General features: G+C 69.4%; 20 protein-coding genes. 15 read left to right on the top strand and 5 right to left on the bottom strand.

The features are described 5' to 3' along the window. The first annotated feature begins 12 nt into the window (after positions 1–12). Together Psi02_RS13655 and Psi02_RS13650 are read left to right on the top strand one after the other, a co-directional pair. Positions 13–957 carry a glycosyltransferase family 2 protein gene (locus Psi02_RS13655; RefSeq protein WP_203974096.1) on the top strand — a complete coding sequence of 315 codons (945 nt, stop codon included), beginning with the start codon at positions 13–15 and terminating at the stop codon, positions 955–957. Continuing rightward, positions 954–2222 carry a polysialyltransferase family glycosyltransferase gene (locus Psi02_RS13650; RefSeq protein ID WP_203974094.1) on the top strand — a complete coding sequence of 423 codons (1269 nt, stop codon included), beginning with the start codon at positions 954–956 and terminating at the stop codon, positions 2220–2222. Before Psi02_RS13655 ends, Psi02_RS13650 begins: the two co-directional genes overlap by 4 nt. A gap of 131 nt (positions 2223–2353) precedes the next feature. Here Psi02_RS13650 and Psi02_RS13645 read toward each other — a convergent pair whose 3' ends face one another. Together Psi02_RS13645 and Psi02_RS13640 are read right to left on the bottom strand one after the other, a co-directional pair. Then, the gene (locus Psi02_RS13645) at positions 2354–3565 is read right to left on the bottom strand and encodes a DUF6716 putative glycosyltransferase (RefSeq protein ID WP_239094878.1); all 1212 of its coding nucleotides are present in this window, start codon (positions 3563–3565) and stop codon (positions 2354–2356) included. A gap of 5 nt (positions 3566–3570) precedes the next feature. Beyond that, positions 3571–4599 (bottom strand): hypothetical protein, encoded by a 1029-nt coding sequence (locus Psi02_RS13640; protein WP_203974090.1) that lies wholly within the window; start codon positions 4597–4599, stop codon positions 3571–3573. A gap of 344 nt (positions 4600–4943) precedes the next feature. Here Psi02_RS13640 and Psi02_RS13635 point away from each other — a divergent pair, with 344 nt between their 5' ends. From Psi02_RS13635 to Psi02_RS13610, 6 genes are all read left to right on the top strand, one after another. After that, on the top strand, positions 4944–6440 hold the full coding sequence (locus Psi02_RS13635; protein WP_239094866.1) for a sulfatase family protein: 1497 nt from the start codon (positions 4944–4946) through the stop codon (positions 6438–6440). A gap of 415 nt (positions 6441–6855) precedes the next feature. Further along, on the top strand, positions 6856–8193 hold the full coding sequence (locus Psi02_RS13630) for an ABC transporter substrate-binding protein (RefSeq protein WP_203974088.1): 1338 nt from the start codon (positions 6856–6858) through the stop codon (positions 8191–8193). Positions 8194–8280: 87 nt separating this feature from the next. After that, the gene (locus tag Psi02_RS13625) at positions 8281–9255 is read left to right on the top strand and encodes a carbohydrate ABC transporter permease (RefSeq protein ID WP_203974086.1); all 975 of its coding nucleotides are present in this window, start codon (positions 8281–8283) and stop codon (positions 9253–9255) included. Then, positions 9252–10142: a carbohydrate ABC transporter permease gene (locus tag Psi02_RS13620; protein ID WP_239094865.1), complete on the top strand. Its 891-nt coding sequence runs from the start codon at positions 9252–9254 to the stop codon at positions 10140–10142. Before Psi02_RS13625 ends, Psi02_RS13620 begins: the two co-directional genes overlap by 4 nt. Beyond that, entirely contained in the window at positions 10139–11572 is a 1434-nt protein-coding gene (locus tag Psi02_RS13615; RefSeq protein ID WP_203974084.1) for a GH1 family beta-glucosidase, read from the top strand. The genes Psi02_RS13620 and Psi02_RS13615 overlap by 4 nt, the downstream gene beginning before the upstream one ends. A gap of 45 nt (positions 11573–11617) precedes the next feature. Continuing rightward, positions 11618–12637: a LacI family DNA-binding transcriptional regulator gene (locus Psi02_RS13610; protein WP_203974082.1), complete on the top strand. Its 1020-nt coding sequence runs from the start codon at positions 11618–11620 to the stop codon at positions 12635–12637. A gap of 106 nt (positions 12638–12743) precedes the next feature. Here the strand turns inward: Psi02_RS13610 and Psi02_RS13605 are convergent, their stop codons facing one another. Continuing rightward, positions 12744–14054: a condensation domain-containing protein gene (locus Psi02_RS13605; protein ID WP_203974080.1), complete on the bottom strand. Its 1311-nt coding sequence runs from the start codon at positions 14052–14054 to the stop codon at positions 12744–12746. A gap of 487 nt (positions 14055–14541) precedes the next feature. Here Psi02_RS13605 and Psi02_RS13600 point away from each other — a divergent pair, with 487 nt between their 5' ends. The 6 genes from Psi02_RS13600 to Psi02_RS13575 all read left to right on the top strand — a co-directional run bounded on the left by Psi02_RS13600 (position 14542) and on the right by Psi02_RS13575 (position 21422). After that, complete coding sequence (locus Psi02_RS13600; RefSeq protein WP_203974078.1) at positions 14542–15861, top strand: GH1 family beta-glucosidase; 1320 nt, start codon at positions 14542–14544, stop codon at positions 15859–15861. A 124-nt stretch (positions 15862–15985) separates the two neighbouring features. Beyond that, complete coding sequence (locus tag Psi02_RS13595) at positions 15986–16876, top strand: aldose 1-epimerase family protein (RefSeq protein WP_239094864.1); 891 nt, start codon at positions 15986–15988, stop codon at positions 16874–16876. Positions 16877–16880: 4 nt separating this feature from the next. Then, entirely contained in the window at positions 16881–17873 is a 993-nt protein-coding gene (locus Psi02_RS13590; RefSeq protein ID WP_203974074.1) for a phosphotransferase family protein, read from the top strand. A gap of 93 nt (positions 17874–17966) precedes the next feature. Continuing rightward, entirely contained in the window at positions 17967–19163 is a 1197-nt protein-coding gene (locus Psi02_RS13585; RefSeq protein ID WP_203974072.1) for an FAD-dependent oxidoreductase, read from the top strand. 71 nt (positions 19164–19234) lie between these two features. Then, on the top strand, positions 19235–20569 hold the full coding sequence (locus Psi02_RS13580) for a class II 3-deoxy-7-phosphoheptulonate synthase (RefSeq protein ID WP_203974070.1): 1335 nt from the start codon (positions 19235–19237) through the stop codon (positions 20567–20569). A 58-nt stretch (positions 20570–20627) separates the two neighbouring features. Then, complete coding sequence (locus Psi02_RS13575) at positions 20628–21422, top strand: SAM-dependent methyltransferase (protein WP_203974068.1); 795 nt, start codon at positions 20628–20630, stop codon at positions 21420–21422. A 33-nt stretch (positions 21423–21455) separates the two neighbouring features. Here the strand turns inward: Psi02_RS13575 and Psi02_RS13570 are convergent, their stop codons facing one another. Further along, positions 21456–21824 (bottom strand): thioredoxin family protein, encoded by a 369-nt coding sequence (locus Psi02_RS13570; protein WP_203974066.1) that lies wholly within the window; start codon positions 21822–21824, stop codon positions 21456–21458. A gap of 118 nt (positions 21825–21942) precedes the next feature. Here Psi02_RS13570 and ctaD point away from each other — a divergent pair, with 118 nt between their 5' ends. Continuing rightward, on the top strand, positions 21943–23625 hold the full coding sequence (gene ctaD / locus Psi02_RS13565) for an aa3-type cytochrome oxidase subunit I (protein WP_203974064.1): 1683 nt from the start codon (positions 21943–21945) through the stop codon (positions 23623–23625). 5 nt (positions 23626–23630) lie between these two features. Here the strand turns inward: ctaD and Psi02_RS13560 are convergent, their stop codons facing one another. Further along, the gene (locus tag Psi02_RS13560; RefSeq protein ID WP_239094863.1) at positions 23631–26021 is read right to left on the bottom strand and encodes an ExeM/NucH family extracellular endonuclease; all 2391 of its coding nucleotides are present in this window, start codon (positions 26019–26021) and stop codon (positions 23631–23633) included. Positions 26022–26178: the final 157 nt, after the last annotated feature.

Below are 26178 nucleotides of genomic sequence, written 5' to 3'. Positions count from 1 at the left end.
CGCGGAGGGCTTGTGATCACACTTTCGGTCGTCGTACCGGTCCGTGACGGGGACCCGTACATCGCCGACGCCCTGACCTCGCTGGTCCGCAACGTCTCCGACACGTTCCGGACCGAGGTCATCGTGGTCGACGACGGATCGGTCGACGCCACCCCGGAAGTCATCGACGACTTCCGGGGCGAGTTGCCGGGGCTCTCCGTCATCACGAACCCTGCTCCCGTCGGGCTGGCGGACGCCCGGAACCTCGGCCTGAAGCTGGCCACCGGCCGATACGTGACCTTCCTCGACGGCGACGACTGGCTGGCGCCCGGTTACCTGGCCCAACTGGTGTCGGCGATCGACGGGCTCGGTTGCGACTTCCTCCGGGTCGACCACGTCCGGGCGGACGGCAGGAAGCGGGAGACCTTCCGCGCGCCGGAGGCACGGCGCAACGTCGTGCTGAGCCCCCGCGACTCGATCCTCCCCACCGACGGCAAGACGATGGTCGACTACGCCTTCGCCTGGGCCGGGATCTACCGGCGCGAGCTGGGCGAGCTGCTCGCCTTCCCGAGCGGACTGCACACGGCGGAGGACCGCCCGTGGATCTGGCGGCTCCACCAGCGGGCGCGGTCGTACGCCATGGTCTCGCTCGCGGGGGTGTTCTACCGGCGGGGCCTGGCCGCCTCGCTCACCCAGATCGGTGACGAGCGGCAACTGCACTTCTTCGACGCCTTCGACCTGGTGCTGGCGGAGGTGGAGAAGGAGTTCCAGCCCAAGGCCATCCGGATGTTCTGCGCGCTCCTGGCCAATCATCTGGAGAACGGCAGCCGGTTCACCCAGGAAATCGCGGACCAATTCGAAGGCAGGGGCGGGGCCACGCTCACCCGGCTTCCCGCCGATCTGGTCGACGACGCGATCGCGAGCTTCGAGCCTGCCCGGCAGACTATGCTGCTCCGCCTGAGGGAGGAGGAATCGTGACCCAGGTGTTCCACGCATCGCGGTTCTTCGGAGCGATGACGCTGGCCGCCGCGATCGACGCGGGCGCGTTCGGGCCCGCCGCCGGCCAGCGGCGGGTGCTGCTCGTGTCGAACAACGCCGACATCCCGGAGATCACGCTCCCCCTCGACAAGACCCCCGGTTTCGCCGCGTTGCGGGACCGGTTCGACGCGATCTACTCCTGGAACGAGATCATCGCGCCCCTGCACCCGTCCGACTGGAAGGCCAGGGCGGTGGAGGCCCCCCTGTTCGGACGGCTGCTCGAGTCCCATCTGGGCATCGACACGCTCGACGAGCTGGTGCTCGAATCAGTGATCGTCTCCCCCGCCCGCACGCTGCCCGGACTGTTCAAGGACTGCCGGCTCACGATCTACGCCGACGGCCTCATGGCGCACAGTCCGACCCGTGACCCGCTGCCGGCGGAGATCTCCGCGCGCATCACGCGGCTGATCCATCTCGACCTGCTCCCCGGGCTGACCCCGCTGCTCCTGAGCGAGCACGGCGTGCCCCCCGAGGCGCTGCCCGCCGCGGCCTTCCGCCGGGTCGTCGAGCAGGTCGCCGCCACGGAGACCGGCGAGGTCGAAGGGGACGCGGTGATCCTCGGGCAGTACCTCTCGTCGCTGGGCATCCTCACGACGGACGAGGAAGCCGATCTGCACGCGGCGATGCTCGGTGCGCTCAAGGCCCGGGGACATCGCACGGTGGTGTTCAAGCCTCATCCCGCAGCGGGGCGCCGCCAGAGCATGCGGCTCAAGCACGTCGCCGACGAGCTGGGCATGCGGCTCGTGTCGGCGGGCGAGCACACCCCCGCCGAGGCTCTGTTCGCCAGACTGCGGCCCGCGCTGGTCGTGAGCTGCTTCTCCACCGCGCTGGCGACCGCGCGCCAGTTCTTCGGCCTGCCGGTGGCGACCATGGGGACCGATCTGCTGCTGGAGCGGCTCGCACCGTACGAGAACAGCAACCGAATACCCGTCACGATCGTCGACGCGAGCGTGCCCAGGCTCGCCGCCGACGGCTCCCTCACGGAGCCGCCTCCCGTCGATGTGAAGGCTCTGACCGACGCGGTCGCGTACTGCATGCAGAGTGATCGCCATGCCGGTCTCCGGGAAGCCGCCCGGGCGTACGTCAAGGCGAACGGCAGCGCGCGGTATTTCAAGATGCGGCGGCTCGAAGCCCTGGACCTGGTTCCCGAGCCTGAGCCCGAGCCGGAACCCGCGTCGCGGCTGCGCCGCCTCATCGGCCGTTAGCGGTTCGGCTCGCGCCGACGTCACCTGATCCGGCGCATCTGGTCCGGCGACCGCCACAAAGAGCAGACCCGCGTCCCGCCATGGTTTCCGGCGGGACGCGGGTCTGCTTTTCGGAGCTTCAGTTCGGAGCTTCAGAACGCCTTGAGGTAGCGGCGCATCCGCCGCTTGGCGCGATAGCCGTACCGGAGCACCTTGGGCGGGACCTCCAGGCGGAGGCGGGCGCGGCGGCGGGCCGTGGCGTGCTCAGGTCCGTCGAGCACAGAGCGGGCCGGGACGAGGGTGCCGGCCTGGGCGGCCGCCACCAGCCCGGACACCCGATCGACCCAGTCGCTGGCCGAGGCGTCATGGAAGTAGTTGGCCTCGCACCACGCCTCCGTCGGCATCCGGAAGTCGGCCTTGGCCAGGTCCTCCATGGTGCCGAGGGAGCCGCTGCCCTCGAAGACGAGGTTGATCATTTCCGCGCTGACCCCGAAGTCGGACAACACGAGCAGCGGCACCCGCTGGGCGATCGCCTCGAGTGCGGCGGTCGAGCTGACCGTGACGAAGCCCGCGGCGTGGGTCAGATGCTCGTGCATCGGACCGGCGGCGAAACGGACGGCGTCCTCGCGTACCCGCCCCTCCGCCACCATCGACGTCCAGAGCCGCTCGTAGTGGTGGCGCTCGTTGTGCGTCTGCCGTTCCGAGTCGCGGGCCCGCAGCTTGACCACGACGTCGAGGTCGGGCCGGTTCGCGGCCAGGGCGGCGAGGGCGAGCAGCACCTGCTCGCGCTCCTCGCGGCGCCGCGGCACCTTGGCCTGGGTCGCGAAGATAACGCGGTCGCGGGCGCCCTGCGGGGCGGGCGCTCCGAGGTCCAGGTACGGCAGGCGGGCCAGCGCCACCCCGCCGCCTCCGCCGAGCTCACGGCCGATCGCGGAGAACTCGGCGACCTCCCGGCCGCTGTGGACCACGAACAGGTCGCAGCCGCTGCGGAACAGCCAGGCCTTCTCCGTCGCGGGGACCGAGATGCCGGGCAGCCCCGACACGAACACCGGGCGGGGGCGCAGGCCGGCGAGGATCTCCGCGGCGAGTACGTCGACGACGGGGCCGGTGCAGGCGAGCAGGACGACGTCGGGGCGGAACCGCTCGGCGTTCTTGCGCAACTGCCTCGACGAGACGACCGCGGGGAGCGTCCCCTCCCCGGTCCCGGCGACCCTGGTGCCGCTCACGGCGGCGGCGATCTGACTCTCCGAAGGAGCGATGGGGGTCCGGACGACCGCCATTTCGGTCGGCCACGACGCTGGAAGCGTGTCGAGCAGGCCCGCGGCCCACTTCAGATAGGAATCAGCGTCGGCGACGGCGAGCACGCGGGTCAAGAAGCAACCTTTCCGGGGTCCGGGGTCGTCCCCGGACGAACACTGCCGGGGTCAGGAGCCGTCCCCGGATGAACGACATTGCCGGAGCCCGGGGTCTCCCCCGGCTGCGGCCTGCCGGAGCCTGGCTCGGCTTCCGGAGAGCCGTGGTGGGCGAACTGCTGCAGATGGGTGCGCAGCGATGGTCCGGCCGAGGCCGTCCACCAGTCGTCGGGCACCTCGACGGTCTCCACGGGCACGCCGCGGGCCGCGAGCAGCACGCGCAAGGAGGTCACCGCGGTGGACGGCATGCTCAGCACACGCTGGTCGGGACCGAGGTCCCGCAGGGTCATCTCCACGGGGATGCCGACGTCGTTGATGGTGAGGCCGGGGATCTTGCTCACCCGCTCGAGGTCACGGGGGTCCTCACGCCGGTGCGGGTAATACGCGATGGGCTCGCCGATGCTCTCCAGCCAGGCGAGGTAGCGGTCCCGGTGGATCAGGCCGTTCCGGACGAGGGAGGTGCCGAGCACGATCGTGCGCTCCTGCGGCGGCCGCTCGCTGGGCTGGGACCGCAGCCAGGCGAAGTCGTGCATGACGAGCCGGGTGCCGGTCTTCCGCACGGCCTGGGCGAGGTCGTCGGGGACGGGTAACGCGGTGAAGACGGTGAGTTTCCGGCTCCGGAGGCGGAACCCCGCGGTCGCCCCGAGCACCGACCGGCCGAAGCTCGCCTTGCCTCTGGCCCGCAGCAGCGGCCGGCGTGAGCTGAGCAACTCCAGCAGGTGGATGGTGGCGAGACCGTCGTCGACCAGAATCGTGCGGCCGGGGATCGAGGTGACGAGCGCGAACTGGACCCGCCCGGAGAAGGCGTCGCCGACGGCCCAGGTACGGCCCGGCCGCGGCATGCGGCCCGACGGCTCCTCGAACGCGAGCCCCTCGGGAAGTCGAAGGCCGTTGAGCGCTCTACGGGTGAGCCTCAATGCGGGCAGCCCCGCACGCGGCACGACGCGGGTCTCAGCCCCGAGGAGCCCCGCATGGTGGGCTTCCACCACACACAGGAGCTGCAGTGGGGATTCCACCCACGCGACGGCCGACCCTTGCTCATCGACGTGGTGGCGACCCTCGATATCCACGCCCCGTAATGACCCATTCACGACCTGTCCAGAATAGCCAGCCAATGCTACAGCGGCAGGAACATGCGGTGAACGGAGGTTGAAAGGATCTTCATTCCTCGCCGTCCATGCCGACTGGGCATGGCCCGCCCGCCGTCATCGACTCGTGACATCGCCAGGCATCCGAATAATACGGTTTGTCCGTATATGCGAACGTTGTGTACTCATTCGATTACAGGACGTGCGTTTTTCCTGGTGGGTCGTTGGCAATGTTCTACGCCGTGCCCCTTACGAAGAGATCCAGAGGATGGTGGCCCTGGCTCGCCGGCGCACTCGTCTTGTGTACGGCGTTCTCCAGCGCCGCTCACGGCGAACCAGCGCCATCTCAGCGGCCGAACATCGTCTTCATCCTGACTGATGACCTGAACACGACCGACCTGCAGAGATTTCCCAACATCTGGAATCTGCTCGTCCGGCAGGGGGCGTCGTTCTCGCACTTCTTCGTCACCAACCCGTGGTGCTGCCCGTCCCGGTCGTCGATTCTCCGCTCGCAATACGTGCACAGCCACGGAGTGGTGAGCAACCGGCTGCCGACAGGTGGTTTCGCGAGGTTCCGGCCGATGGAGGAGTCCACCGTCGGGACCTGGATGCACGATGCGGGATATCGCACCGGACTGCTCGGCAAGTACCTCAACCAGTACCCCCTGGGTGCCTCCTGGTCGTACGTCCCGCCCGGCTGGGACCAGTGGGCGGTGCCCGTCACCCGCCTCTACCAGGAGTACGGCTACGCGCTCAACGAGAACGGGTCGATCTTCCAGTACGGCAACACCTCCGAGGACTACCTCGAAGACGTGATCAGCGCGAAGGCCGACAGGTTCGTCTCACAGAGCGGCGAGAACCCCTTCTTCCTCTATCTCGCGCCCGTCGCCCCCCACTTGCCGGCCAACCACGCCCCCCGTCACGACCTGGCCTTCGCGGGTGAGCCCGCGCCCCGGACGCTCTCGTTCGATCAGCAGGACCTGTCGGCCGAGCCGCTCTGGCTGCAGCAGCGGCCGCCGCTAACCGCCAGGGACGTGCGGCAGATCGACACGATCTATCAGAACCGCGCACGGGCGATGCTCGGCGTGGACGACATGGTCGGCAAGCTCGTCACGTCGCTCCAGCAGTCGGGGCAGCTCGACAACACCTACATCTTCTTCGCCTCCGACAACGGCTTCCATCTGGGCCAGCACCGGCTGGAGCCCGGCAAGACCACGCCGTTCGAGGAGGACATCCGGATCCCCATGATCGTCAGGGGTCCCGGCATCGCCCCCGGCAGCACGATCGACCAGCTGTCCTCGACCGTCGACCTGTCCCCCACGTTCACCGAGCTGGGAAAAGCCTCGGCTCCGCCGTTCGCCGAGGGCCGCTCGCTCGTCCCGCTGCTGCAGGGGCGCAAGGTCCCGTGGCGCGACGCGGCGCTGGTCGAGTTCGTGCACGCGGCCTACTCGCCGCTGTGCCCGCCCACCTACAACGCGCTGCGCACCGCGCAGTACGCCTACGTGGAGTACGAGACCGGAGAACGGCAGCTCTACGACCTGTACGCCGATCCGAACGAGATGCACAACATCGCGGCGACGGCCGATCCCCAGCTCGTCGCCACACTGTCGGCACGACTGGCCGCACTGCACGCGTGCAGCGGCGAGACCTGCCGCATCGCGGACTCCTCAGCTCAGTCCGCGGTACGCCTGGCCAGGGCGCCCCCCGCGCGGGGCGGGGGCGCCCAGCCTTTCGCGTGACCGGCCGCGTGACCCTCCCGCGACCCGTCCGCCTGATCCATCACCAGCGGCCACCGCCCGTCCGGGCGGTGGCCGCTCCTCGTTTCCATCGCACACCACGGCGCGACACGCCCTCGGCACGCCCGCACCGGCCCGCGCGAGGGACGATCGGCACTCTGTAAGCCTCCGGAGGGCCTGTCTCATGGTTTCTGCCCGTATAAGGCTGGGAGCGCTCCCATTCCGCATTGTGCCCGCATATGGGCTTTTCGGCCGATCCAACCCGGCCCGGAGTAACAGTTGGGTTTCAGCATATTGACGTTCGCGTTGCTCATGGAGGACTCTTCGTGGGAGCGCTCCCAAAATGCCGATGTCGGGGACCGGCCGAGGGATGCGACCTCCCCACGAGATTCGGGATACCACCTGAGAGGGGTCCGGAATGATTGACAGATCGCGCCGCGGCAGGATGCTCGCGGCCGCAGCGGCCACGGCCCTCGCCCTCGGCGTCACAGCGGCCTGTGGCAGTGGCAGTGAGCCAACGTCAGGCGGGTCCTCGGCCGCGGCGCCGGTCACCGTCAAGGTCCAGACGTTCGGCGGCGGCAAGAACTTCGGATACAAGGAGGCGATCGACAAGTGGAACGCCTCCCACACCGACATCAAGATCCAGGAGGAGCACCTCACCGACCAGTTCGAGCAGGTCTACTGGCCGCAGATGATCCAGTGGCTGCAGGCCGGCTCGGGGGCCGGTGACGTCGTCGGCATCGACGAGGGCGGCATGGGCCTGGCCAAGGCGCACCCCGAGTGGTGGGCCGACCTCGGCGAGTACGGCCTGTCGAACCGCCAGGGCGACTTCGCCCCGTGGAAGTGGGACGGCGGCCTCTCCGCCGACGGCAAGCTGTTCGGCCTCGGCACCGACCTCGGCGGCATGAGCCTGTGCTACCGCCGCGACCTGTTCGAGAAGGCGGGCCTGCCGGGCGACCGTGACGCGGTCAGCGCGCTGTGGCCGACGTGGGACGACTTCATCAAGGTCGGCCAGAAGTTCCAGGACAAGGTGAAGGACACCAAGTTCGTCGACGGCACCAACACGCTGTACAACGTGCTGCTCGTGCAGGAGGCCGCCAAGAACGGGGGCGTCTCCTACTTCGACAAGAGCAACACTCTCATCGTCGACAAGAACCCCGCGGTCAAGTCCGCCTACGACTTCGCGGTGAAGATCAGCCAGGACGGCCTGACGGCCAAGCTGCGCAACTTCACCCCCGAGTGGAACACCGGCATGAAGAAGTCGCAGTTCGCGACGCTCGGCTGCCCCTCGTGGATGCTCGGCGCGGTCAGCGGTGACGACGGCGCGGGACCGGAGTTCTCCGGCAAGTGGGACGTCGCGGCGGTGCCGGGCGGCGGCGGCAACTGGGGCGGCTCCTGGCTCGCGGTGCCCAAGCAGTCCAAGCACCCGAAGGAGGCGGCGGCGGTCGCCGACTACCTGACCGGCAAGGAGGCCGAGGTCAGCGTGTTCACCTACAGCGGGAACATGCCGAGCAACACCCAGGCCCAGCAGGACCCCGCCGTTCAGGGCGCCAAGAACGAGTACTTCAACAACGCCCCGGTCGGCGACATCTTCGCCAAGTCGGCGTCCACGCTCCAGCCCGTCTTCCTCGGCGTCAAGCACGCCCAGGTGAAGAACGCGGTGGAGTCGGTCATCTCGGCGCTGGACGACGGCTCGGTGCCGTACGACCAGGCGTGGCAGAAGCTGGTCGACGACGCGGTGAAGGCAGCGGGCTGATCCGTCCGCCCGTCATCTGAGCACCGGCCCGCCGCGGCTGCACACCGCCGGGCGGGCCGGTCGCCTGCTTCCGCTGAAAGGTAACCCATGAGCCTGCACGTCGACTCGGGACCGTCCACTCGGGCGCCGGTCCCGCCTTCGAGGAGGCACGGGCGACCGGGGTCGGGGCGGACCTTCCTGTCCTGGCTGGACATGAAGGCCGCGCCGTACTTCCTCATCTCGCCGTACTACCTGCTGTTCCTCCTCTTCGGGATCTTCCCGCTCGGCTTCACCCTGTGGTACTCGCTCTACGACTACGACCTCGCGGGGACGGTGAAGTGGACCGGGCTGGGCAACTACAGCGCGCTGCTCGCCGACTCGGCGTTCTGGAACGCCGTCGTCAACACGCTCGGGATGTTCGTCATCGCGACCGTCCCGCAGATCCTCCTGGCGCTGCTTCTGGCCAACGCGCTGAACAAGCGGATCAGGGGCCGGCTGTTCGTCCGGCTGGGCGTCCTGCTCCCCCTGGTCACCTCGGTCGTCGCGGTGGCCGTGGTGTTCACCCAGCTGTACGGACGCGACTGGGGACTTTTCAACTGGATCCTGGGATCGGTGGGCGTCGATCCCGTCGACTGGAAGGCCGAGCGGCTGCCGTCCTGGCTGGCGATCTCCACCATGATCGACTGGCGGTGGACCGGCTACAACGCGATCATCTTCCTGGCCGCGATGCAGACGGTCCCGAAGGACCTCTACGAGGCCGCGGCCATCGACGGCGCGTCCCGGCGCCGCCAGTTCTGGCAGATCACCATCCCCATGCTCCGGCCGACCATGATCTTCGTGGTGCTGAACTCCACGATCGGCGGCCTGACGCTGTTCGCGGAGCCCACCACCTTCTACGGCGGGAACGTCCACGGCGGCAGCAACAGCCAGTTCCAGACCGTGTCCATGTTCATCGTGGAACAGGGCTTCCGGGAGTTCGACTACGGCTACGCGGCCGGCGCGGCCTGGCTGCTCTTCATCATGATCCTCATCGGATCCCTCATCAACTTCCTGCTCATCCGCCGGATCGGGGGCAACAAGTGACCACGCTCTTCGCGCCCGCGGAGGCCCGGGCCCGCCGCGCGAAGGCGACCGGGCGTCCCGACCTCTGGAAGGCCACTCCCCTCACCAAGATCGTGCTGGCCGTCACGATCATCGTCTCGGCCTTTCCGATCTACTGGATGGTCGTCATCGCCTCCCGGTCCAACCGCGAGGCCACCGACATCCCGCCGCCGTTCCTGCCGGGCGGCAACCTCGGGCAGAACATCCAGCGGGTGCTCACCAACGAGGACGCGCACTACCTGGCCGGCCTGACCAACTCGGTGATCATCGCGTCGACCGTGACGATCTCCGTGGTGCTGATCTCCACCTTCGCCGGCTTCGCCTTCGCCCGGCTGCGATTCAAGGGCGGCCGGATCCTGCTGCTGCTCGTGCTGGTGACGATGATGGTCCCGCTGCAGCAGATGGGCATGGTGCCCCTCTACCGGATGATGGTCAGCCTCGAATGGATCGGCACGCTCAAGGCCGTGATCCTGCCGTACCTGCTGAACGGTTTCGGCGTCTTCCTGATGACGCAGTACACCGAGCAGGCCGTGCCGAACGAACTGGTCGAGGCGGCGCGCGTCGACGGCGCGTCGACCCTGCGGATCTGGTGGAACGTCATCCTGCCCGCCGTACGGCCGGGCATGGCGGTGCTGGGGATCAACACGTTCATGCTGACCTGGAACGACTTCCTGTGGCCGCTGATCGTGCTGACTCCGGACAACCCGACGGTCCAGGTCGCCATCAACTCCCTCAACGCGAAGTACGGCACGGACTACGTCCTCATCTTCAGTGGGACCGCCCTGTCCGTCCTGCCGCTCATCATCGTTTTCGTCGTGTTCGGCCGACAGATCATCGGCGGACTCATGGAAGGCGCAGTCAAAGCGTGACCACGCAAGGCACACGACCAGAAACCGAGACACCTGGCCTGACGTTCCCCACCGGGTTCGTCTGGGGCGCCGCCACCTCGGCCTACCAGATCGAGGGGGCGGTCACCGCCGACGGGCGCGGGACCTCCGTCTGGGACACCTTCTGCCGTCAGCCGGGCCGGATCGTGGGCGGCCAGAACGCCGACGTCGCGATCGACCACTACAACCGCTACCGGGACGACGTCGCCCTCATGGCCGACCTCGGCCTGACGGCGTACCGTTTCTCCGTCTCCTGGCCCCGCGTCCAGCCCGACGGCGCGGGAGCGATCAACGCCCGCGGGCTCGACTTCTACAAGCGCCTCGTCGACGAGTTGCTCGGCCACGGCATCGACCCCTGGGTGACGCTGTACCACTGGGACCTCCCCCAGGCCCTCGAGGACGCGGGCGGCTGGCCCGCGCGTGACACGTCGAAGCGCTTCGCCGACTACGCGGCCGCCGTGCACGCCGAGCTGAGCGACCGGGTGCGGAACTGGAGCACGGTAAACGAGCCCTGGTGCGCGGCCTTCCTGGGGTACGCCTCGGGAGAGCACGCCCCGGGACGCCGGGAGCCGGGAGCGGCCATCCGGGCGGCGCATCACCTGAACCTCGCGCACGGCCTGGCCACCCAGGCGATGCGCGCCCAGGACCCGGCCTCGCGGATCGGGGGGTGCGTGAACCTCTACGCGATCTCCCCCGCGACCGGGAGCGACGCCGACCTGGACGCGGCCCGCCGCATCGACGGCCTGCAGAACCGGTTCTTCCTCGACGCCCTGCTCAAGGGCGCCTACCCGGAGGACGTGCTGGCCGATGTCGCCCACCTGACCGAGGGAGGGTTCATCCAAGACGGCGACATGGCCACGATCTCCGCGCCACTCGACATGCTGCTGATCAACTACTACAGCCGGTTCACCGTGTCCGGGGCGCCCGGAGGCGCGTTGTCGGCCGCCGCGGCGCCGACCGACTCCGGCTCTCCCTGGGTGGGCAGCGAGCACGTCGGGTTCGTGAACGGCGGCAGGCCCGTGACCGGAATGGGCTGGGAGATCGACGACGCCGGGCTGTACGAGATCCTCATGCGGGTGCACGAGGAGTACCCCCCCATCCCCCTGGTGATCTCGGAGAACGGGGCCGCCTTCGACGACGTGGTCGACGACGGCGCGGTCCACGACCCCGACCGTGCGGCGTACATCGAGGCGCATCTGCGGGTCTGCCATGCCGCGATCGAGGCCGGGCTGCCCCTCCAGGGATACTTCGCGTGGTCGCTGATGGACAACTTCGAGTGGGCGTGGGGGTACGGCAAGCGTTTCGGGCTCGTGTACGTGGACTACGAGACACAGCTCAGGACGGCCAAGTCCAGCGCGTTGTGGTATGCCGACACCATCAGGCGCGGCGGCCTGCCGAGTCCGGCAGAATGAACGCGTTCGCGATCAGCGGTACGTGCAGACGAGGGGGCGCCGGAGATGAACGGGGATCGCCGCGTGGGAGCGCGACCGACCCTTGAGGCGGTCGCCGCTCGCGCCGGAGTGGGCCGCGGCACCGTTTCGCGGGTCATCAACGGCTCGTCGAAGGTGAGCGAGAAGGCCCGGGGCGCGGTGCTGCTCGCGATCGAGGAGCTGGGCTACGTGCCCAACCGGGCGGCGCGCACCCTGGTCACCAACCGGACCGACACCATCGCCCTGGTGGTGTCGGAGTCGGAGCAGCGCGTCTTCGACGAGCCGTACTTCGCCGGGCTGATCCGCGGGATCGGCTCGGCCCTGTCGGAGACCGGCCTGCAGCTGATCCTCACGATGGCGCAGAACCGCCAGGAGCACGACCGCCTGGAGGGCTATCTGACCGGGCAGCACGTCGACGGCGTGCTGCTCACGTCGGTTCACGGGGCCGATCCGCTGCCGGGCCGGCTCGAGGAGCTGGGCGTGCCCACCGTCCTCGGCGGCCGCCCGGTGGCGCTGAACCCGTACAGCTACGTCGACATGGACAACCGGGCCGGCGCCCGCCAGGCGGTCAAGTACCTGGTCTCCAAGGGCCGGACCCGCATCGCCACCATCGCCGGCCCCCAGGACATGGGCGTGGGCGTCGACAGGCTCGCCGGATATCGTGACGCGCTGCTCGCCACCGGCATGACCGAACTGGTCTCCTACGGCGACTTCTCCGAAGAGAGCGGCGAGGCGGCGATGCGGGAGTTGCTGGAGCGGCATCCGGGTCTCGACGCCGTCTTCACGGCCTCTGATCCGATGGCCGCCGGGGCGCTGCGCGTGTTGCGGGAACGGGGCAGGTCCGTGCCGGGTGACGTGGCGGTCATCGGTTTCGAGGACTCGAAGGTCGCCCTGCACACCGATCCGCCGCTCACGAGCGTGCACCAGCCGACGGAGGCCATGGGCCGGCAGATGGTGCGACTGCTGCTCGCGCGGATCAACGGGGAGTCCCTGCAGCAGCCCGTCGTCATCCTCGACACGCACCTGGTCATCCGCGCCTCCGCCTGAGCACCCGGCCTCAGCACCCGGCCTCAGCACCCGGCCTCAATGCCCGGTCTGAGCGCCCGCGTCCTGGCCGAGCCGAGCCGGGGCGGGCCGGGTCGGGCAGGCGGACTCAGACGCCCCCGACGACCAGGGCCTCCATCCCCCGGAGAAAGGTCTCCAGGTCGCGAGGGGCGACGTGCAGGGAGTCGGCCGTGACCAGAACGCGGAGCCGGTCGGGCTCCCCCGTCACGTGCACGCAGAACCTGCAGTTGAGCTCCTCGAGCCCGCTCTGGGGGACGATCTCCGTGAGTGCGAGGGCCGAGCGGATCTCGCCCTCGTCCGGCACCTCCCCCACCGGGGTGACGGCCTCGACGGGCCTTTGGTCGTTGAAGCAGCAGAGCGGGTCGGCCCCGCCCAGCCGGCGGTTCAGCTCCGCCGGGTCGTAGTAGGCGTGCCGGTAGGCCCGCAACGCCGCCGCCCTCGCCGACCCCATCAGCTCGTGGAAGCCTTCCCGCCCACGGCTGACGCCCGCGCCCTCATCGCGGCCGTCTCCGGGCGGGAGGACGAACAGGCCGAGTTGCCCGAGCGAGGTCACCAGGTCCCTGTCTTGTCGCCCGAACCGGTTGTTGACCAGCGGCGTCATGGCGGCGCCCGGCCGCCCGGCGATGCGTGCGACCTCCACGCAGGCGGCGGCCAGCAGGACGGTCGAGGTGCTCACGCCGTAACGCACGGAGAGCGCCCGGCTCGCACGGTCGAGAGCGGGCGAGACCATCGTGAGGCGCTGGTATCGGGGTGTGGCGGCGACCGCCTCCCTCGACGGCTCGAACACCGGCCCGCCGAGTTCCGCCATCCGGCGCTCCCAGAACGCGACCGAGCGCTCGCCGCGGGCGGCGTCGGCGCCCTCCTGCCTGCTCACGAGATCGCGAAGTCGCTCGGACGGGCCGGGCAGCGCCCTTCTGAGCAGGGCCACCCGCAGGTCGCGGGCGACGATGTCCCCCGCGTAGCCGTCCGCGGCCGTGTGGCAGAACGCGAGGATCACCTGCTCCACGACCCCGTCACGGATGACCAGGCCCGCGCGGACCGGCCAGTCCTCCGCCGGGTCGAACCTGTCCTCCGCCACGGCGTCCGCGACCAGGTCCGCCCCCACCTCGGCCGCGATGCCGCCGCTGACGCCCACGACCTGGTACGGCTCGCCGTCCGGGCCGATCCTGACCCGCGTGCGCAGGGAGTCGTGCCGTTCCACGACCATGGCCAGAGCGCGGGCGACCGTCTCGGGGCCGGGCGATCCCGCGGCGCGCGGCACGGCCACCGTCCGCGTGAAGTTGAAGTAGCGGTCACCGGGGGCGCCGACGAGCCGCATGGCCTCCCAGATGGACCGCTGCCCCCAGGCGAGGGGACCCGTCCACTCGGGATCGTCCGCCCGGAATCCCGCCCGGATCACCGCGCCGCCCGGCCTGGTGCGGGGAAGCGCTCTCGTCGCCGAGCGGTGATGCGGTCCGATTCCGAGGAGGTCGCGGCGTCCTGAGCCATTCGTTCGGTAACCCCTGTCAAACGGCGAGTCGCTTCCGTGGTCATCTCGTGCGTATCTCGTGTGTTTCTCGCGAGCCGGGCCCCGCCACGTCTCGTGTCGCGCGACGTCCCACCGTCCGGCCGGAAACACCGAGGTGGTCGCGGCAGGTGAGCCCGCGAGTCTCAACGGGAAAAGCGCTTCATTCGCGATCAGGCTAGGGATTATGACTGGCTCGCGTCAAGATGTATGCGTTATTTCCTTACTATTTCGACATTCTTGAACGGCCATTTCCGCATATTAACAACACAATTAATGACAGGCCCGGCCGTTGACAATGGCCATTCCGTTTCTTAGACTCCTGGGAGCGCTCCCACAAGGCTGTTCCGAGGCCCCGAGGGAGACCTCGACGAGGAGAGACATGGACGGCCTGCGGTTCCCTGACGGCTTCGTGTGGGGGGCCGCCACCTCGGCCTATCAGGTGGAGGGGGCGACCACGGAGGACGGGCGAGGCGAGTCCGTCTGGGACATCTTCGCCGCCGTCCCCGGCAACGTCGAGAACGGCGAGTCCGGTGATCCCGGGGCCGGCCACTACCACCGCTACGCCGAGGATCTCGACCTCATGGCGGACCTCGGGCTGCACAGTTACCGCTTCTCGATCGCCTGGCCGCGGATCCAGCCCTCCGGGTCGGGCGCCCCCAACCAGAAGGGGCTCGACTTCTACCGCCGCCTGGTCGCGGGCCTGGCCGAGCGCGGCATCCGCCCGATGGCCACGCTCTTCCACTGGGACCTGCCCCAGGACCTCCAGTACCTGGGCGGCTGGGAGAACAGGGACACCGCCGCACGGTTCGCCGACTACGCCTCGATCGTCTTCGAGGCCCTGGAGATCGGCGACTGGCTGACGATCAACGAGCCCAAGACCGTCGTCGAGAGCGGCTACCGCTTCGGGGTCCACGCGCCGGGCATCAAGGACGACGCGCGCGCCTACGTCGCCTGCCACCACCTGCTGCTCGCCCACGGCCTGGCCTCCCAGGCCCTGCACGCCCTGCGCCCGGACGCGCGGATCGGCCCCGCACTGAACCTGCATCCCACCTATCCCGCGGACGACACCCCCGAGGCCAGGGAGGCGGCCCGGCACCGCGACGGGCTGGAGAACCGCCTCTATCTCGACCCGATCTTCAAGGGCCGCTATCCGGAGGACACCCTGCGGTGGCTGGCCGAGCGCGGCCCGATCAAGGAGCACATCCTCGACGGCGACCTCGCGATCATCAGCGAGCCCGTCGACCTGCTCGGCGTGCAGTACTACACGCCCGTCTTCGTGAACGGCGCCGGCGAGCGCGTGTTCCTGCACCCGAAGGCGCAGGCCGAGTGGCTGGAGATCTATCCGGAAGGGCTCCACGACCTTCTCGTGCGGCTGAGGGACGACCACCCCGGCGTGCCGCTGGTCGTCACCGAGAACGGGATGCCGGCCCTCGACCGGCCCGGCCCCGACGGCCGGGTCCGTGACGACGACCGGATCACCTTCCTGCGCGACCATCTCCTGGCCATGCACCGGGCGATCGAGGAGGGGGCCCGCGTCGAGGGCTACCACGTCTGGTCGCTGCTCGACAATTACGAGTGGGCGGAGGGGTACGGCCAGCGCTTCGGCATCGTGTACGTCGACTACCCGACCCTGCGCAGAATCCCCAAGGACAGCGCGCTCTGGTATCGCGACGTCATCAAGAACGGCGAACTGCGCTGATCCGGGCACGACGTTCCATCGCTCTCCCCTGATGCGGGATCAACCCCTCCGAACTGGGATGATTACCGGCATACGATTACGTGACCAGGTCGTTGTTGACGTGGCGTCAGCGAGAGGACTCCCCGTGCCCGACTTCACCATCATCGGCGGCGGCTACGAAGCGGTGATCAGCGAAAGGGGCGGAGCCCTCCGCGCCCTGCGCCACCACGGCCGCGACCTCGTGACGAGCTGGCCCGAGGAGGGGCCGATCCCCTACTTCAGCGGCACCGTCCTCGCTCCCTGGCCCAACCGGGTCGTCGGCGGCACGTACACGTTCGAAGGCGTCCGCCACGACCTGCCCATCACCGAACCCGACCGGGGACACGCGCTGCACGGCCTGGTCAGCGACCGGATCTGGACCTGTGCCGAGGTTCTCGACGTCGAGGACGACCACGGCTTCGTCCGGCTGACGCACACGATCGAGCCGACCGCCGGCTATCCGTTCCGGATCGCGCTCGAGGTCCGGTACGCCGTCTCCGACAGGGGCCTCACGACGACGCTGACCGCCCACAACGTGGGTGAGGAGGCCGCGCCCTACGGCTGCGGGCCGCATCCGTGGCTACTCGCCGGGCCCCGCGTGCAGGAGTACGAACTCGACCTGCCCGCCGGGCAGGTCCTCCTCACCGACGAGGTGCTCGCCCCCCGCACCCTGGAGGACGTGGCCGCGACGCCGTACGACTTCCGGGTGCCCCGCGCGGCCGGGGACACCGCCGTCGACCACGCCTTCACGGGCCTCACCGACGGCCGGGTACGGCTTCGCGGACCGGACGGCGGGGTGGAGGTCTCCTGGAACCCCGCGGAGATGCCCTGGGTCCAGGTCTGCACCGGCACGGGCCTCGCCCACCACGGACTGGCCGTCGAGCCGATGACCTGCCCGCCCGACGCCTTCAACTCGGGCACCGATCTGATCGTGCTGAAGCCGGGAGACACGCACGAGGCGGGCTGGACCATCGCCGCCTTCGCTCCGGAGGGGTAGGCCGATGGAGAGCAGGACCAAGCGGCGGTTGTCGGCCGCCGAGCTCGACGCGCTGGTCCGCGGCGCACTGGGCACCGGGGTGCGGTCCTCGGAGGAACTGGCCGACGGCTTCGCCAACGCCGTGTGGCGGCTCGACCTCGAGGACGGCCGCCAGGTCGTGCTCAAGGTCGGCCCTCCCCCCGGCCTGCGCCTGCTGACCTACGAACGTCACCTCCTGCGCACGGAGGCCATGGTGTACCGGCTGGCCGAGCCGGCGGGGCTGCCTCTGCCGTCTCTGCTGCACGCGGCGTTCGACGACCCCGTCCTCGGCGGCGACCACCTCATCTTGTCGGCGCTCGACGGCGTCCCCTGGAACCAGGTCTCGCTCAGCCCGGCCGAGGAGGCCCCGCTCCGGCACGAGCTCGGCCGCCACCTGGCCCGCCTGCACACGATCCCCGGCACCGGGGTCTTCGGCTATCCCTTCGCCGGTCTCACCGGCCCGAGCTGGCGGGAGGCCTTCCTCGTCATCGTCGGCGCCCTACTCGACGACGCCGTCCACTACGGCACCGTGCTCCCCGCGCCCGTCGAGGAGATCACCGCGCTGATCACCGCCGCCGCGCCGGCTCTGGACGAGGTCGTCACGCCGTCGCTCGTCCACTTCGACATCTGGCCCGGGAACGTGTTCCTGACCGGTGAGGGCCGGGACAGGCGGATCCAGGCGCTGATCGACCACGAGAGGGCCTTCTGGGGCGATCCGCTGGCCGACTTCATCACGCCGACGATCTTCGAGGAGATCAGGGAGGACGACCCGCTGGTAACCGGCTACCGCGAGGCGGGCGGCACGCTCCCGATCACCCCCGGCGCCCAGGTGCGCGCCGACCTCTACCGGGCGTACCTGTACCTGATCCTCCTCGTGGAGAACGGCCCGCGGCAGTATCCCGAGGAGGCCTACGCGCGGCTCCGCGACCTTGCCACCTCGTCCCTCGTGCGGAGCCTCGACGCGTTGCGCGTCCCGTAGCCGGCCCCGCGGTGTGGCTCGCGGGAGTTCCCCGCCTCCGGTGGGTAGGTCCGCACGGTGGCGTCGTGCGACAATTTCATGGGGTGATGAATTATGCGGACGACATGTGCGATCGCGGGCGGAGGGCCGGCGGGAGCCGTCCTCGCCCTCCTCCTCGCCCGGGCGGGCGTCGAGGTGACGCTGCTGGAGAAGCACAGCGACTTCCTCCGCGACTTCCGCGGGGACACGATCCACCCGTCGACACTCCAGGTCCTCGACGAACTCGGCCTGGCCGAGGAGTTCCACCGGCTCCCCCACCGCAAGGTGCACTCCCTGTCGATGGTCACCGACGAGGGCACCATCCCCATGGCCGATCTGCGCGGGCTTCCCGGCAGGTACGACTACATCGCCTTCGTGCCGCAGTGGGACTTCCTCACCCTCATCACGGCCGAGGCCGCCAAGCACCCGAACTTCCACCTGCTGATGGACTCCCAGGTCACCGACCTCATCCGGGAGGGCGGCGCGATCCGCGGACTCCGCTACCGCGACCAGGCGGGCGAGGAGCACGAGATCCACGCCACGCTCACCGTCGGCGCGGACGGGCGGGGCTCCGACGTCCGCCGGGCCGCGGGCCTGGTCCCCCGGGAGTTCGGCGCGCCGATGGACGTCGTGTGGTTCCGCCTGCCGCGGGATGACGGCGACCCCGACCAGCCCTTCCTGCGCGCGTCGGCCGGCCATCTGATGGTGGCGATCAACCGGGGGACGCACTGGCAACTCGCCTACGTGATCCCGAAGGGCGGCTTCGACGAGCTGCAGTCCGAGGGCATCGAGGTTCTGCGCGCCACCATCGGGCGGCTCCTGCCGTACCTCGGGGGGCGGGTGGACGGGCTCGGCGGCTTCGACGACGTCAGCGTTTTGCGGGTGGCGCTGAACAGGCTCCGCCGCTGGCACCTGCCGGGGCTGCTGCTCATCGGGGACGCCGCCCACGCCATGTCGCCGGTCTTCGGCGTCGGCATCAACCTCGCGGTCCAGGACGCCGTGGCCACCGCCAACATCGTGGGTCCCGCCCTTCTGCGGGGCGAGGCGCCGGAGTCCCTGCTGGCCAGGGTGGAGCGCCGCAGGATGATCCCGACGGTGGTCACCCAGGCCGCCCAGCGGGCCGTGCAGAACCGCCTGATCAGCCCCACTCTGGCCGCCGAACCCGTCTCGCCGCCGCGCGCCCTGTCGCGCCTGCCGGGCCTCAACAGGCTCGCGCGGCGCTTCATCGGCCTCGGCGTCCTTCCCGAGCACGTACGGCTGTCGCCAAAGTGAGGCCAAAAGTGATCTCACTGGGCGGACGCCGGGCGGGCCGGAGCTTGCCAGGTGCAATAACCTAGTGTGTCGTGAGCGCTATCCATCTCGATACGTGGCGTGACCTGCCCGTCGCCCAGCAACCGGACTGGCCCGACCGCGGCGAGCTCGCGCGGGTCGTCGACGAGCTCAAGGGGCTGCCGCCCCTGGTGTTCGCGGGCGAGTGCGACCAGCTGAAGCAGAGCCTCGCGGCCGTGGCCAGGGGCGAGGCCTTCGTGCTCCAGGGCGGCGACTGCGCGGAGACGTTCGCGGGCGCGACCGCTGAGAACGTCCGCAACAAGCTCAAGACGCTGCTGCAGATGGCGATCGTGCTCACCTACGCCGGCCGCGTTCCCGTGGTCAAGATCGGCCGGGTCGCCGGGCAGTTCGCCAAGCCCCGGTCCAAGGACACGGAGATCCGCGACGGCGTGGAACTGCCCGCCTACCGCGGTGACATGGTCAACGGATTCGACTTCACCCCCGAGGCGCGGCGCCCCGATCCCGGCCGCCTGCTGCGGGCTTACCACTCCTCCGCGGTCACCCTGAACCTCGCCCGGGCCTTCACCAAGGGCGGTTACGCCGACCTGCGGCAGGTGCACGCCTGGAACCAGGACTTCGTCGCCGAGTCGCCCGCGGGGCGCCGCTACGAGAAGCTGGCCAGGGAGATCGACCAGGCTCTGGCATTCATGCGCGCCTGCGGGGCGGAGCCCGAGGAGTTCCACACCGTTGAGTTCTACTCCTCGCACGAGGCGCTGATCCTCGACTACGACCGGGCGCTCACGAGGATCGACTCCCGGACGGGCCTGCCGTACGACGTGTCGGCCCACATGGTCTGGATCGGCGAGCGCACGCGCCAGCTCGACGGCGCGCACGTGGAGTTCTTCAGCAAGATCCGCAACCCCATCGGCGTGAAGCTCGGCCCGACCACGACGCCGGAAGAGGCGATCGCGCTGATCGAGAAGCTGAACCCGGACAACGAGCCGGGCCGGCTGACGTTCATCAGCCGCATGGGGGCGAACCGGGTCCGCGACGCGCTTCCGACCCTGGTCGACAAGGTGCGGGCGAGCGGCGCCACGGTGGCGTGGATCTGCGACCCGATGCACGGCAACACCTTCGAGGCGCCGAGCGGTCACAAGACCCGCCGCGTCGACGACGTGCTCGACGAGGTCGCGGGCTTCTTCGAGGTGCACCACGCCCTGGGCACGCACCCGGGCGGGGTCCACATCGAGTTCACCGGCGACGACGTCACCGAGTGCGTCGGCGGCGGCCACGAGATCGCGGAAGAGGATCTGGCGCTGCGTTACGAGACGGCGTGCGACCCTCGGCTCAACCGCGGACAGTCCCTTGACCTGGCGTTCCGGGTGGCCGAGCTCTACCGTTCCACCTGACCCGCCGAACGCCGCGCACCCCCCACGCGACGCCCCGCGAGCCCCGAAAGAGACGAAGATGACGGATCCCCGGCCAGCCCCCGAGGGCGTGGACCCGAACACCCCCAACGTCGCCCGGATGTACGACTACTTCCTGGGCGGCAAGAACAACTTCGCCGCGGACAGAGCGGCCGCCCAGAGCATCCTGGCGACGTTCCCCGAGACCCGGTCGTCGGCCATCGAGGGCCGCGCCTTCCTGGCCAGAGCCGTACGGACGCTGGTGGAGGCCGGCGTCCGCCAGATCGTCGACATCGGCTCCGGGCTGCCCACCCAGGGCAACGTGCACGAGATCGCGCATCAGACGGCGCCCGACACGCGGGTGACCTACGTCGACTACGACCCGGTGGTGTGCTCGCACGCCCGGGCGATCCTCGGCGGCGACCCGAACGTGTCGGTCGTGCGAGCGGATCTCCGGGAGGCCGACGACCTGCTGGACAAGCTCGACGGGCTGGTCGATTTCGGCCGCCCGGTCGCGTTCCTGCTGTTCGCCGTGCTGCACTTCGTCCCCGACTCCGCCAAGCCGCATGAACTGGTGGGCCGGCTGCGCGACATGAGCGCTCCGGGGAGTTACCTGGCGATCTCCCACGGGCGCGACGCGAGGCCCGAACTCACGCCCGAGGCCCTCGAGGTCTACAACCGGGCGACCGCGGCACTGGCGGTGCGGTCGCACGAGGAGATCGCCCGGTTCTTCGATGGATACGAGCTGCTCGAGCCGGGGCTCGTCTACCCGGAGGACTGGCGACCCGACCCCGACGAGCCGAGGCTCGAACAGGCGCCGTCGGCCGGCTTCAGCGGCGTGGGCCGCAAACCCTGAGCCACCGGCGCGGGGCGGGCCGCCCGCTCCGCGTCAGCTCTGCGGGGTCGTCTCGGCCGCGATCTCGGCGCGGATGGCGTCCATGTCGAGAGCGCGAAGCTGGCCGATCAGGTCCGTGAGCGCGGGCGCGGGAAGCGCGCCGGGCTGCGAGAACACCACGATCCCGTCCCGGATCGCCATGATCGTGGGAATCGCCGTGATCTCGAACCCCTGGGACAGCGCGGGCTGGGCCTCGGTGTCGATCTTGCCGAACGTGATGTCGTCGTGCTCCTGCGACGCCTTCTCGAAAATGGGTGCGAATGTGCGGCAGGGGCCACACCATGACGCCCAGAAGTCCAGCAGGACGATACCGCTGTCGGCGATGTCGTTGAAGTTCTTCTCGGTCACCTCAATGGTCGCCACGGGGCGACTCCTTTCATCCGTTCCGTCACTTGGACAACCACACACCTGATCTCAGCATTCCACCGCACGGCGCCGGGTATCAGCACACGGGACCTCCTTCGTGAAAAGGAGCCACCGGATGACCACTCAAGCCGTGAGGCCAGTTCCCGAACGACAACGGCTGGGCACCGTCCTGGCCTCCTGGTTGTCGAGCACCGACCACAAGGTGATCGGGCACCTCTACCTGATCACCACCTTCGGCTTCTTCCTGGTCGGCGGCCTCATGGCGATGGTGATCAGGGCCGAGTTGCTCGAGCCCGGTCTGCAGTTCGTCAGCCTGCAGCGCTACAACGAGATGTTCACCCTCCACGGCACGATCATGCTGCTGCTGTTCGCGACGCCGCTGTTCGCCGGGTTCGCCAACGAGATCATGCCGCTCCAGATCGGCGCGCCCGACGTGGCCTTCCCCCGGCTCAACATGGTCAGCTACTGGATGTTCCTCTTCGGCGGTCTCATGGTGGTCTCCGGCTTCGTGGTGGGGGGCGCGCCCGCCTTCGGCTGGACGGCCTACTCCCCGCTGTCCGGCGCGGAGTTCACCCCCTCGCCGGGCGGCGACCTGTGGATCATGGGCCTGGCGCTGTCCGGCCTCGGCACGATCCTGGGCTCCGTCAACTTCATCACCACGATCATCACGATGCGGGCGCCGGGCATGCACATGTTCCGGATGCCGATCTTCACGTGGAACGTGCTGTTCACGTCGATCCTGGTGCTGCTGGCCTTCCCGGTGCTGGCCGCGGCGCTGCTCGTGCTGGAGGCCGACCGCAAGCTCGGAGCGCACGTCTTCGACGCCGCGACCGGCGGGCCCATGATCTGGCAGCACCTGTTCTGGTTCTTCGGCCATCCCGAGGTCTACATCATCGCGCTGCCGTTCTTCGGCATCATCACCGAGATCATTCCGGTGTTCAGCCGCAAGCCGCTGTTCGGGTACATCGGCATGGTCGGGGCGACCATGGCGATCACCGGACTGTCGATGACCGTGTGGGCGCACCACATGTTCGCCACCGGCCAGGTGCTGCTGCCGTTCTTCTCCCTCATGTCGTTCCTGATCGCGATTCCGACCGGGGTGAAGTTCTTCAACTGGACCGGCACCATGTGGCGCGGCCATCTGACGTTCGAGACACCGATGTTGTTCGCGGTGGGGTTCCTGGTGACGTTCCTGTTCGGCGGGCTCACCGGGGTGATCCTCGCGTCACCGCCGCTCGACTTCCACGTGACCGACAGTTACTTCGTGGTGGCCCACTTCCACTATGTGGTGTTCGGCACGGTGGTGTTCGCGATGTTCGGCGGGTTCTACTTCTGGTGGCCCAAGTTCACCGGAACCATGCTGAACGAGACCCTCGGAAAGATCCACTTCTGGATGCTGTTCATCGGGTTCCACATGACGTTCCTGGTCCAGCACCTGCTCGGCGTCATCGGGATGCCGCGGCGCTACGGCGACTACTCCCCCGTCGACGGCTTCACCCGGCTCAACGAGATCTCCAGCGTGGGCGCGTTCCTGCTTGGCGCCTCGACGCTGCCGTTCCTGTACAACGTCTGGCATACGGCGAGGCGCGGCGAGCGGGTCACCGTGAACGACCCCTGGGGCTCCGGCAATTCGCTGGAGTGGGTCACCACGTGCCCGCCGCCGCGCCATAACTTCACATATCTCCCGCCGATCCGGTCCGAGCGGCCCGCCTTCGACCTGCGCTACCCGAGGACGGGGGGAATGCCGGGAGAGCCCCCCGCCGGGAAGCGCGACGCGATCGACCCGTTGGGGGACTAGGTCGCTCAGCCCAGGTCGAGACCGAACAGCAGCGGGTCGTGGTCGGACGAGCGGAACGCGCCGGGCGAGTACAGCGCCGGCGGGTTGAACTCGGTGTTGTAGTCCATGAACCGGCCCTCATCCGCGTTGATGTGCCAGATCGTCGCCCCGGTCACCCGCTTGAGGAGTTGCTTGCCGACCATCACGTGGTCCAGCTCGCCGGACAGGCTGTCGAAGACGTAGCTGTAGCGGTCCTGCTTGTCGAGGAACTTCTTGCTCAGGCTCGTGAGCTTCCCGGCCTCCAGCGTGTGGATCGGGTCCTCCTCGCCGTAGGCGTTGAGGTCGCCCGCCACGACGGGGTTGGGCAGGTTGAACGTGTCGATCAGCCCGAGCACCGCCTGCGCCTGGCGGACGCGCTCGGCGTTGAAGCAGCTCTGGCCGTCGCCCTGGTCGAGGTCGGCTCCGGTCGCGCCGTCGCAGCCCTTCGACTTGAAGTGGTTGACGATCATGGTGAAGATCCGGCCGTCGTCGTCGTCCCTGGTGCGCTGGAACATCTGGATCAGCGGCGGCCGGCGGAAGACCGGGTCGGTGGAGGACTGGGCGGCGCCCACGGGCTTCACCACGGCGGGCTTGTAGATCAAGGCCACCTGGATCTCGTCGGTTCCGGGGACCGGGGAGGTGATCCCCTTGTAGGTGCCCGCGCCGACCTCGGCGTTCAGCGCGTTCACCAGGGTGTTCAGCGCGGTGGTCCCGTTGTTCTCGACCTCCATGAGGCCCGCCACGTCCGGGTCCAGGCCCTTCAGCGTCGCGACGAGCTTGGCGAGCTGGCGCTGCCGCTCCTCGTCGGTGTTGGCGCCGCGCTTGTTCAGCGTGGTGAACCAGTTGAGCGTGTTGAGGCTCGCCACCTGGACGTCGCCGCCCACCTTGGCCGGCTTGGACGGACGGGGGTTGTCGGCGGCGAAGACCACGGGCGAGGTCGGCTCCACCCGGTAGAGGTCGAAGCCGTAGGTCAGGATGCCGGTCAGCCCGGTGGTCCCGTCACCCACGCGCACGGTGTTCGAGCCGTTCGTGTGGTACGGCAGGACCGGCGGGTTCTGCACGTTGGACGCGTCGTCCAGCAGGATCCGGCGGGCCTGGTTCGCGGCCGGGTCGACGTTGTCGCGGTCGGTCGGCTGGAAGAGCCGGCCATTCGCGGACAGCGTCAGCTCACCGAAGCGGCCCAGGTTGAAGACCTCGGAGACGGTGAGCTCCTGGGGGAACGTGACGAGCACGCCCTCCAGCGATTCGAGGGTCCCGCCGGAGGCGAGCGGCAGCCTCACCGTGGCGGTCTTGACCGTTCCGGTGCCGCAGACGTCCACGGCGGAGACCGGGGACAGCTCAGTGAGGCCGTTGAACTCGGCGACGGTGCCGGTGACCCGCACCTTGTCACCGATGGCGGCGGGCCTGGGGGTGAACACGAACACCGCGTCGGAGGTGGCCGGGTCGGCGTCAGGCGTCGGGTCCTGGACGTAGAAGCCGCTCAGCTGGTTCGTGCCCTGGAAGTCCGCGGTCACCACTCCCTCGACCCGGACCGCCTGCCCGGTGAGAGGCGAGGCGTCGCCGGCGCCCTGGACGTCGGCGATCTGATGCGTCACCGGAACGGCGCAGGAGGACGGAGCCGTGGGGGTCGGGGTGGGAGTCGGGCTCGGCGAGTCCGACGGCGTGGGAGTGGGCGTCGGCGTGTCCGAGGGGGTGGGGCTCGGGGTGCTCCCCCCGCACGGGGCCGCGGCGGACGCGGTGTTGCGCGGGGCCGGCGCCCCGGCCTCGAAGTCCGCGGCGTTGCTGTCGGTGTCGGCGCAGCCGCCGTCCTTGCGCAGCGCGGCGGTGCTGTTGGTCAGCGCGGGGGCCGCGGCGCCCTCGAAGTAGTTGGCGGTGCCGTAGCCGACCAGGTCGGCGATGTCGGCGGTCTGCTCGGGCGTGCACGGGATGGAGCCGCCGTTGCAGGCCAGGCCCGTGGCGGACCGGACCAGCGCGACCTTCCCCGCGGTACCGCTCAGGGCGAGGTTCCCCGTGGTGTCCGGGGTCGGGAGCGGTCCACTCGGGGTCGTGCCCGCCGCGAGCTGGACGAGGTGGTACTGCCCCGGAGCGAGAGAGCCGGCGAGGTCCACCTTGTTGGAGGAGAACGGTCCGGTGCCGGTGGCGCTGGCGTACTGGACCGACCAGCCGTTGACGGAGACCGTCGCGGCACTCCGGTTGAACAGTTCGACGTAGTCATTGGTCAGCGGGGCGCCGCTGTTGCCGCCTCCGCCGTACACCTGGCTGATCACCACGGTGCCGGGGTCCGCCGACGCGGGGGTCAGCGAGAGGGTGGTGACACCGGCCACCACGAGGCCGACGGCCACGAGCGCGGCGGCGGCGCGCACAACCTTTCTCGGCACGGACCGGAGGCGACCACGGGCATGGTCATAAGCACGGGATAAAGGGAGCATGACCCGGACTTTATGAGGATATGACCGTGCCGGTCGGCCCTACGGGTGACTACAGAATGAAATCGTATGAACTTGCCAATCAGCGGAGTCTCGGGACGTATGGGTC

The organism is Planotetraspora silvatica, assembly GCF_016863315.1.
Lineage (GTDB): Bacteria > Actinomycetota > Actinomycetes > Streptosporangiales > Streptosporangiaceae > Planotetraspora > Planotetraspora silvatica.
The sequence above is the reverse complement of the archived record's forward strand: the minus strand, read 5'-3'. Positions and strand labels throughout refer to the sequence as shown.